We start from the raw sequence: 9,900 nt of genomic DNA, 5'->3' as shown, positions 1-9,900 counted from the left end.
CCTGTCGCCAGCATGGAATCAGACATGCGCCCGGCTGAAAACCCTGAATGAGTCAGCCTTCACGCCTCTTGGTATTAGACGTTGTAAAAGCTGATGCGGACTTTGCTGATGTGCTGGGTTGGATCGGCTGCCGCCCCGAGGCCAATCAATGGGTTCATCTCGCCCACAAGGCATTCTTCAGCCTTGTCAGCCAGCCTGAGCCGCACTCGGCGCTGCCGCACCCGTGCTTCGAAGTCATTGATCAGGAACAGGGTCTCCCGGTTCACGTCGACATCGAGGCGGCCATAGCGGTTGCCATTGGCGCCGGTCGCGATCTGAAGCCCCTGCAGCAGGTGATAGAGCTCTGCCGCCCATTCGACGACGGGGTTCTGGCTAAAGGGCATCGGCGCGCCGGTGTTTGATGATCCTGCAAGGCTTCAACAGTCTAAGTGAAGGCCAAGCTTAGCGGTTTCATATAGCGTCTTCCGCGAATTACCCGCGACTGGGTCTGAAGCGGTCAAGCCTTGGACGTTGGCTTCCTTGATCGGGCCGTTGCATCAGGATCGCGCTACAAGGCCACGGGAGGAGGGTCTGCGGCGCAAACCGATCTTGTTTCAGTTTGGGTCCGACTACACTCAGGCCTTCATTGCAGCCAACAGGCGATCTGCGGCGGCCCGTGGCGGCCGTTCTGGTGAGCGGCCGGCAATTCCCCATCCAAGGTCTCAAGGCCGTCTGTGGCCGTTTCTGTGGCTTCCGACGCTAAGGGGCCCAAAAACAGGAATCCCTCGGAGAGGACAGTGCTTATGGGCCAATAGTGAAGGAAAGCAGCCTCCCTCCACAAGCCTCTGAACCGAACCTACAGCTCGAAGTTGCTTTGGACCGGCTGTTCCAAGGCATTCGGCAATGCCGAAGCAGGTGACGACAACGGCAGAGCCAAGATTCGGAACCCATGAAAGGCCAGCGATGGACGATTGGCATCCGATCAGCACAGTTGGATGCTAAGAGCCCGTCCCGAAAAGGGTTGAGTGGCCGAGGCCTCTATGATTCCAGGAAGGTGCTGAAGCCTGACCTGGAACCGCAATGTGGACCCCGACCACCCGGCGGCAGTATAGCCGCGACGGCTTGCGATACGAAACCGATCTGACTGACGCCGAATGGGCGCTGATCGCGCCGCTCTTGCCCGAGCCCCGTGTCCGAGGCCGCCCACGTCGCTGGCCCACCCGGGAGATCCTGAATGCGATCTTCTACGTGCTGCGCGGCGGCATTGCCTGGCGGCTGTTGCCCTCCGACCTGCCGCCCAAGAGCACCGTTTTCCGCTGGTTCAGCCTGTGGCGCGACAGCGGCCTGTTCGAGACCATCAATCATCTCTTGGTCATGGCCGATCGCGAGCGGGTCGGACGGGAGGCTTCCCCCCACCGCCGCCGTGCTCGACAGCCAGAGTGTGAAGACCACCGAGAGCGGCGGCCCGCGAGGCTATGATGCCGGCAAGAAGGTGAAAGGCCGCAAGCGCCAGGTGATGGTCGACACTGACGGGCGCGGTCTGATCCTGGAGCCCCAGCCCGCTGACGTCCAGGACCGGGATGGGGCCTGTGTGGTTCTGCGCCTGTCACGGCGTGCATTCCCGTTCATCGCCACAGCCTTTGCCGACAGTGGCTATACCGGCGAGGCGCCGGCTCAGGCCACGTCAATCCGCATCGAGATCGTCAGGAAGCCGCCTGATCAGGTTGGCTTTGCGGTGCACCCACGCCGCTGGGTGGTTGAACGATTCTTCGCGTGGATCAGCCGCAACCGGCGGCTCTGGAAAGATCCGGAGGCGACGCTCACCTCAGCCCGCGCGTTCCTCTACGCTGCTTCCGTCATGCTCCTCGTCCGCCGCATGGGTAGGTGCTCATGATTTACGGGACGGACTCTTAGGGTCATTCAAAAGGGCTGTAATGTTCAGATTAATCTCGGTTCTTGGTCTAGTCTTAACTGTGACGAGTGCCAGCGCAAAAGAGGCATTCGTTTGCTCAGAGCAACAAACAGCTGGCTTTCATTCTAACAAACAGGGTGGATACGCTAATACCACATTCAACAATTTAGGCTCAACTATAGTTAAGGAAAATAATATAATCACAGTAAAACGTGGAAATGAAACTACAACGTATGAGTGCAGAACTCCGTGGAAAATTAAAACTAATCTTTTAGAATGCACAGAGCAATTTTATATTTTCGCCTTTGATACCGAGTTGTTGCGATATTCGCGTGCCGAGGTCTTCGGCTACGTCGCTAACTCAACTGATAGCCTAAGCATATCTTACGGTGACTGCCAGAGATTATAGATCAAACAGCCCTATCGCCTTGCTGGCGCTGGTGAAGCGTCAGCCCTGTTCCATACTACCGTCTTCCGCGAAATTCCGCGGAGGATCTATCATCAAACAAGAACGCCCCAGCCGAGGAGGGTAGAACTCTCGGCCAGGGCGTCTATCCATGCGTTCGGGGCATCCGATTGGTCGGGCTGGTATGCAACGCGCCCGGTTCACCCACCCTGCATGGTCAGAGTAAACAATCGGTAGCCGCTCGCGGCCGTTCCATACTGGGGCTTCCGCGAATTACGCGAGTCCCCTTAGCCGGCTGCGAAGTTCTCAAAACTCCCTCATTGTGGCCGGCGCGGTCCGTCGCAAGAGATCTCTAGTTAGCCCATCCGGACCCCGCGGGCTGCGGAAGAGAACTAGCATCAGCCATGGCTTCGATGACCCCTAATCTCCCCATGCTCAGGCCCACCGGAAGCCGGAACGCCTCCGTCGTTAGCCTGAGACCTAGCAAGACATCTGCACCCACTACTTCGAGCACAGCAGGTTTATTGCTAAGCTTATTGCTCGAAACAATAAGTGATTGGATCGCTGTCGTTCATCTTGGATATGGTGAAGATAGTGTGTTTCAACGCTCGATGCTGCGCACCTGCGAGTCGGTCGCTGTTCTGTTGCCTTGCCGCGCTGCAAGTGGTGAACCCGGGCATTGAAGCGCCGTCACGAGGTGACCATGGCACGTTGGTGGCGACATGTTCTCATCGCGGTAGCAAGCGCCGCCGCTGCTCTTCCCCTTCGGGTTCAACTTGAGTTGGGCCATGGCTCCCGCTTGCCGATCATGGATGGGTCAGCGTTCGCCAAGGGCGGTGACGGGGCCGGAAACAAGGGCGGCGGGGGCGGCGATGGGCCTAGCGGCGGTGGAAACTCCGGTGGCAACGGTAAAGGCGGCAAGGGCGGGAACGGTGGCAACGGAAACGGCGGCTCGCCTGGGGGTAATTCGGCCGGGGGCAAGGCAGGTGGAAGCAACTCCAATGCCGGGAACGCGGGCGGAGGCAGTCTTGGCGCAGGTAACTCAGGTGCAGGCAATGCGGGCAGAGGTAACTCAAGTGCGGGCAACCAAGGCGGTGGGGGCAAAGGCAGCCCTGGCCCAGGCGGCCCAAGTAGCGGGCCCTCCGGAGGCCTAGGCGGTGGTGCCGGAGGCGGCAATAGCCCCGGGGCAAGTGCAGGCAACAGCAATGCCGGAGGAAACTCGCAAGGCCAAGGCAACGGAGCCAACACAGGCGGCGGCTCGGCCGCAGGCCCCGCTGGCGGCAACGCAAGCAACACTGGAAGCGGCAAAGGACAAGGCGGCAAAGGGCGAGGTGGTCAAGGGCGAGGAGACAACGCTGGACGCCCAGGCAAGGGCGGCACAGCCAGTCAGTCTGCCGAGGGCGCCAGCCAAGGCAACACCGGCGCACAGAGTGCTCCCGGCAATGCGACTGCAGGCGGGAATGCCGGAGCCAACACAGGCGGCGGCTCGGCCGGAGCGAGGTCTGGCCTGGGAAACAGTAAAAGCAACAGCGGCAGCAAAGAGAGTTCACCAGGAGGCCGGCTTGGCGGCGGCCTCGGCGGGGGTGAGGGCAGCAACAATGCCGTAGGCAACAGCGGCAGGGCCGGCGGCAGAAGTAATAACGCTGGCGGCAGCAGCACCACGACCGGGAGCACCAGCGGCGAAACAGCGAGTGGAGGCAGCAGTGTAACCGGCAGCAACGCTCGTGCAGCCAGCCCAGCAGGCAGTAAGGATCAGGCCAGGGCCCAGGGTGACACCGGTGCCTCAAAGGCTGGTGGCGAGGCTACCTCTGGGAGCAGCACAGCTAGCTCCGGTAAGGCAGGTAACAGCAAAAGCCAAGGTGGCGGTGGAAAGGCCTCCACAGGCCAAGCCGCCGCTGCAGCGGACCAGCAGGGTTCGAGCCAGACCCAAGCAGCCTCTCCGCCGCAGGCGAGCACCAGCCCAGCCCAGGCGAGCCAAGCGACGGTCGCCGCACCTGGCCAGCAGACACCGAGCCCGGCCCAAGTGAGCTCTCCGGCTCCGGCGAGCGCCAGTCCAACGCAGCCAAGCCAGGGCAAGGCCATTGCGCCCGACGAGCAGACCCCGAGCCTGGCCCAAGCCCCCTCCCCGGCGCCGGCACCATCACACGCTTCAATCAAAACAGAGGCCGTACAAGCCCTTCTGGGCAAGGCTCTTGGCGAGCTCCGCGAGCTCAGCACCAAGGCGATCAAGTCCGCCGCCGTGCCAGGTGCCCCCACCAGTCCAACCCCGGCGAGCCAGGATGTCGCCGCCACACCCGACCAGCAGACCCCGAGCCAGGACGTCGCCGCCACGCCCGACCAGCAGACCCCGAGCCAGGACGTCGCCGCCGCACCCGACCAGCAGACCCCGAGCCAGGACGTCGCCGCCACGCCTAACCAGCAGACCCCGAGCCCAGTCCAGGCGGCCGCTCCGGCACCGGCAAGCACCAGTCCAACCCCGACGGGTCAAGACGTCGCCACTGCATCGGACCAACAAACGTCGAGCCTAGCCCAAGCGGCCCCTCAGGCTCCGGCGACGTCACAAGTTTCAGCCCAACCACCGGCTGCACAAACCAATGCAGTCGGTCTGGCCGAACCCGTAGACCCTCGCCCCAAGCCACGCCAATCCACGGACTTCATCGTGGCGTCAGGCTTGTCCCGCGCAGATCTGACCAGGCTTACCGCCCAAGGGTTTCGCATCGAGACCCAGACACAGGGCCGGATCGCCCCACAGGTGGTCAGGCTGCGCGTGCCCCAAGGCGCCTCCCTGGCTCAGGCCCAGCAAACGATCCGTCTGGTCGATGCACAAGCCTCAGCGGATTTCGATCACTTCTACTATCTCGATGAAGGCGCAGGTCCGTGCACTGGCCCTGAGTGCACGGCAACCGCCCTCGTGAACTGGTCGGCGTCCAACGTCGCTCAATGCGGCCCGACGCCTCTCATTGGCCTGATCGACACAGGCATAAATCTCAACCACGACGCCCTGAAGGATCAGGCCATCGAGGTTGTGGAAGGTCCTGCGAGCCGCGCTGATGCCTCCTTACAGGATCACGGCACCGCGGTTGCAGCCCTCCTAGTAGGCCGGCGGGGAAGTCAGACGCCTGGTCTCCTGCCGGATGCGAAACTTGTCGCGGTGGACGCCTTCTACCGCGACGGCGGCACCGCCGATCGGACGGACGTGATGTCCCTTGTGGCCGCCGTTGAGGCTCTGGCCGAGCGCGGCGTGCAGGTCATGAACCTGAGCCTATCAGGTCCGCCAAACACGGTCCTCAAGAAAGCCATCGAGGCGGCCCAGGCCAAGGGCATAGTGATCATTGCAGCAGCGGGTAACAATGGCGCCGGTGCTGAACCGTCCTACCCGGCAGCTTATCCTGGCGTCATCGCGGTCACCGCGGTGGATCAGGAGCTGAAGGTGTACCGACGCGCCACTCATGGCGCATACGTTGATCTTGCGGCACCCGGGGTGAATATCTGGACCGCCTCGTCCCAGGGCAGCGGCGCCCTGAGGACGGGCACGTCCTATGCCGTCCCCTTCGTGTCCGCCGCCGCAGGCCTGCTACTCGCATCCAACCCCGGGTTAGATCCCAAAGTGATCCAGTCCCGCCTGGAAGCGCGCACCCGCGACCTTGGCGAGCCCGGATGGGATCCGACGTACGGGTTTGGCCTGATCCAGGTGGCAGGCCTGTGCGCAGGACCTGCAGAGCCGGCCCCGGTGACCGCAGCTTATAAGCAGCCGACTGTTCTACCTGTCGTGGGGCAGACTTCAGACATGCCTTGACCCACGACGGGCAATCCTACCGTGGGCGCAAACCGTCTGCTGCGTGCACAGAGTATAGCCCTGTCGAAGGTCCGCTCGGGGCAAAGGCCATAGCAGACCACCAACCCTCCCCTGAAGGACCCAGTAGGCTGCGGATCAGATCGAACACTTCTTACCCTTATGTCCAGGTCTGCCGGTCTGCTCCCATGACTGGCACCGGAGAGCCCGGGCATGGGTTTTCATCCGGTCGCTGCAGGTCGTCACCAATGGCCGATGACTCGGTTCACTCGGGAGTGTGTTGGCGAGGCTGCTCAAGCAGGTATCGACAGCGTACCGGGTTTGGGCCACCTTACCCGTCCAATGATCAGCATGTGCTGATGTTGCAAACACGCAGACCGAAATTGCGAGAATGATCCTCATGCCTGTTCCTCCCAAGAGATCAGGCGCATTCTGGTAGCGGGAGAAGATGACCGCTCCGGCAATCTCTGTCATCGGACTAAGGTCTGACCTCTCATCCGACTATAGTCCCGACGTTCCATTGGGCCCTGCCTTAATGGACCGATGAAGAGGCGCCCTGTGACGCAGAACGGGCCGTTCCATAAACGACCTTTGGCGAAATTTGCGGCTGACAATAAAACGCCCCGGTCGAGAGAGGCGAAGGACCCTCGGCCAGGGCGCTGGCTGTGTCTGAGCAACACAGTGCCGGATCGGGATGTAATACCCGGCTGACGCAGCCTGCCCCGGCTATGGTAAACAATCCGTTGCTGCCCGCGGGCCGTTCCATACTGGGGCTTATGCGAAATTGGAGACCCCTCAATCACATCTTCTCCGGAGCGATTGCGACAGCCGATTGGCTAGGATGCAGCCATAGTATTTCTATCCACGCCCCCGCAAAGGGGTAACTTGTCAAACGCGCACCTATCGGAATTCGCGGCGCGATTTCAACGCGCGCGAGGCTCTCAATCCGCTAGATCGCTAAGTCCCAGTGACTGTTCTGGTGGAGGATGAAGTTGCCCTTGTCACCCGTTGAAGGATCGATGCCGTTGTAGTGCTCTAAGGTGTTGAACTCCCGCACCGTCGGGGACTTGCCAGCCGTGCCGGCGAAGATGAACATGGCTTTGTAGTCCTCCGACTCGTAGTGGTGCTGTGCTACCTGCCAGAGGCCGTTGTATGCCTTGGGTGTCGTGTTGACGTGGGACGTCACCATGACGAGCTGACCGTACCCGTCCTCGTACTCCGTCGTGAAGAATCTGTTTTCCGTGTTCGGCATGTGCAATCCTCCATGAAAGAGGCCACCACTGGGATGACCTCTCAGATGGAGACGATCCAGTAGACCGCCGTCACCTCACTTTTGGGAATCGCGTTGTATAGGAGGAAATCGGCCTTCATCGGATGACGCAACACGGGCGAGTTCCTCTCGGATGAGTTGCGCTGTCTTGCGCCCGATACCCGGGAGATAGTGGACCCGATGAGCCACAGCCCTGAGTTGCTCGATGGTCATGATGCCCTCTGCCCGTAGCGCGTCCCAGGTGCTCTGGGGTAGGCGCAGACCTGGAATGTGTCCCTCCCAGGGATCCCATGGGCCCATAGATATCTGCTCCTCCTGACCTTCACCTACCCAGGTTCAGGGTACGAGGTGCAGGAGCTTTGCCAATGACCTTTATCCTATAAGCCCACTCGATATCCTTATTTTCCTTGCCATGCATTCGCCTTTGATAGCGTCGTCATAAGGCGCTTCCGCGCGGTATGGGCGTTGTGGAATGCATTTCCTCGCGTGTACGAGACTCCCTGTTCCATACTGCGGCTTACGCGAAATTCGTGGTTCCTTTCGCTCGAGCCGCATAATCTCTGCAGCCGCGAGCAAAGAGGGGCGCATGGACGATCTAATGAGGTGGGCGTGCGAGCTGCTCGGCTTTTCGGGCTGCTATGGCTTTTCGCCGTGGGAGAAGCTCTTGTACGGCAGCGGGTTTATCCTCATCGCTTTCTTCGTAGGGCTCATGGTTGCCGGCTTTGTGATCGGCCGGTTCACCCGTTAGCCGTCCAACACGGTCAGCTTGCGCGCAAAAAAAACGCCCCAGCCGAGGGGAGTCGTGGAACCTCGGCCAGGGCGAGAACTGCGTTCGGCAGAACACAGCAATGGGCTCATACGCAACACGCCCGCTTGCAAGCATCCTGTACGGCCAAGGTAAAAACTCTGTCGCAGGATCACCTGGGACCAAAGCCCTAGGACCAACAGCAGATCACAAGCATTTCCAACTGAGCAATCATGAGCATGATCACAGCAGCCGTTGCACTCGCCTGCTGTAGAGTTGCCTTAGAGCTTTGTTCAGTTCTGCGTTCTACTGTTTGGGTTGCTTGATCCAGTCGCCGGGGCAAGGGGCAATGCCTCTGGCAACTGTTCAACTCAACCATTTTTCGTTCGCGTCTCTTAGCGGGAGGGGGATCATGTCACAGCAACGTCAAATGCAGTGGTCTCAGCGGCTTGAGCGCCTCCACGCTTTAAAAGACCGCTATGCGGCGGCAAGCCGTTACGATCGGGCATACAAGACCTACCTCATCATTCAGCATGTGTATGACCGATGGGCCGAGGAGGTGTTTGGACTGCGGCCACAGAGCCGCTAAACCGTCACAATCCAGAGCAAAGCTGAGGGCTCGGCTTCGCCCGGCGTTACCTCGCATTGATGCTGCTCCCGAAGCCGCGGCACCGGTCAGCTCTCGGATTTCCTCAGTCGATGCGAGCGACCCTTGAAGGGAATCCCGCTGACCGGTGCCACCCCATCACCTGATCATTGGCACCGATCCGCCACACTTGCAGACCAGGCGCACATTCCCGAACAGGGCGCGTTCAATCATGAGCTAATAGAACTGCCTGACACCTTGCTCCGGGTCGATCCGGTGCAGCACGAGGTGGTGCTTGATTGGGGATCGCAACTCGTCAGGCATTCAACCAGCTCTACGCAGCCAACCGCTCCATTCCGTACAATTCGTCTTCGGCTGCTCGTAGAACTTCGCAGAAGGGCACGGAAGCGTGAAGCTTCCCCTCTGTATCGACAATCATGAAGACATGATCGGACAAGTCTCGGCCCAACGTCAGGGCATCCTGCCAAAGCTCTCTGGCGCTGCGCAAGGCTTCGTTTCGTGCGCTTTCAGGATGTGGAAAATCAAAGCCGTCGCGGTCTTCCCAAATCCGTTCACGGTCCACCAGATGAAGGTAATAGCGATGCATTTTGTTGTCCTGTTCAAATCGGAGATTCGGTTCAAGCTGCGTTTGCCAGGAACGCACGACCCTTCTCAGTGAGGATGGCCCTGTCTCTATCCTCAGAGCTGACCGTGGCATGTCCGCTGCTGAACAGCCGATGCAGCGTTGAAGTGAGCCGAATGTTGGTATGCTCGTGCGCCCAGGTGTATTCACCGGGTCGGTGAGAGCGATAGACGCGGTACGCCGCCTCCTTGTGGAGGAGCTGGAGCGTGCGAAGTTGTGCCTTGCTGATAGTCATTGGTACTGCCCCTGACTTTTCATATGTTGTTACATAAACTACGCTTCTCGACGGTTACGTGTCACTTCCCGGACGCAGAGATGCAGTCGCGCGGCTTCGAGTGAACCGTTCTGGATGCCTACCGAAAGAACTGCGGGGAAGACTATTGAGACGAATACGCGGCCGGCTGCTGGGATTCTTGGGGCGCCGCGAGCTTCTTAGGTCTTAGCTGATGTGCTTATCTTGCCCGGCGGCGGGCAAATAGCATTCTTAGTGTAAGTTACCCGCCATCCAAAGGTGAACTGGCATGGAAGAGAATGCTGTCCAGTTTATGAATGTAGTCTCAACAATT

Annotated in this window: 7 protein-coding genes; 4 read left to right on the top strand and 3 right to left on the bottom strand. The window is 60.2% G+C overall.

Annotation, left to right across the window (positions count from 1 at the left end; translation table 11 throughout):
- Positions 1-74: 74 nt before the first annotated feature.
- Positions 75-383: a hypothetical protein gene (locus tag DRB19_RS27710; RefSeq protein ID WP_114189205.1), complete on the bottom strand. Its 309-nt coding sequence runs from the start codon at positions 381-383 to the stop codon at positions 75-77.
- 676 nt (positions 384-1,059) lie between these two features.
- Between DRB19_RS27710 and DRB19_RS27700 the strand changes: the two genes are divergently transcribed.
- Both DRB19_RS27700 and DRB19_RS27690 read left to right on the top strand, forming a co-directional pair.
- A protein-coding gene (locus DRB19_RS27700) for an IS5 family transposase (protein ID WP_114189203.1) occupies positions 1,060-1,873 on the top strand; the annotation gives its coding sequence in 2 pieces (ribosomal slippage) (positions 1,060-1,389 and positions 1,391-1,873; 813 coding nt in all).
- Between the two features lie 2,447 nt (positions 1,874-4,320).
- On the top strand, positions 4,321-6,093 hold the full coding sequence (locus DRB19_RS27690) for a S8 family serine peptidase (RefSeq protein WP_114189202.1): 1,773 nt from the start codon (positions 4,321-4,323) through the stop codon (positions 6,091-6,093).
- A 946-nt stretch (positions 6,094-7,039) separates the two neighbouring features.
- Here the strand turns inward: DRB19_RS27690 and DRB19_RS27685 are convergent.
- Positions 7,040-7,342 (bottom strand): hypothetical protein, encoded by a 303-nt coding sequence (locus DRB19_RS27685; protein ID WP_114189201.1) that lies wholly within the window; start codon positions 7,340-7,342, stop codon positions 7,040-7,042.
- Between the two features lie 604 nt (positions 7,343-7,946).
- Between DRB19_RS27685 and DRB19_RS30425 the strand changes: the two genes are divergently transcribed.
- Positions 7,947-8,108, top strand: coding sequence for a hypothetical protein (locus DRB19_RS30425; protein WP_162815916.1), 162 nt, complete (start codon positions 7,947-7,949; stop codon positions 8,106-8,108).
- A 409-nt stretch (positions 8,109-8,517) separates the two neighbouring features.
- Entirely contained in the window at positions 8,518-8,694 is a 177-nt protein-coding gene (locus tag DRB19_RS27680; RefSeq protein ID WP_162815915.1) for a hypothetical protein, read from the top strand.
- A 331-nt stretch (positions 8,695-9,025) separates the two neighbouring features.
- On the opposite strand, the gene DRB19_RS27670 is transcribed toward DRB19_RS27680, so the two are convergent.
- Complete coding sequence (locus DRB19_RS27670; protein WP_147022989.1) at positions 9,026-9,355, bottom strand: DUF6894 family protein; 330 nt, start codon at positions 9,353-9,355, stop codon at positions 9,026-9,028.
- Positions 9,356-9,900: the final 545 nt, after the last annotated feature.

The organism is Microvirga aerophila, from assembly GCF_003332305.1.
Lineage (GTDB): Bacteria > Pseudomonadota > Alphaproteobacteria > Rhizobiales > Beijerinckiaceae > Microvirga > Microvirga aerophila.
Note: the sequence above shows the minus strand (reverse complement) of the source record. Positions and strands in the feature narration are given on the sequence as shown.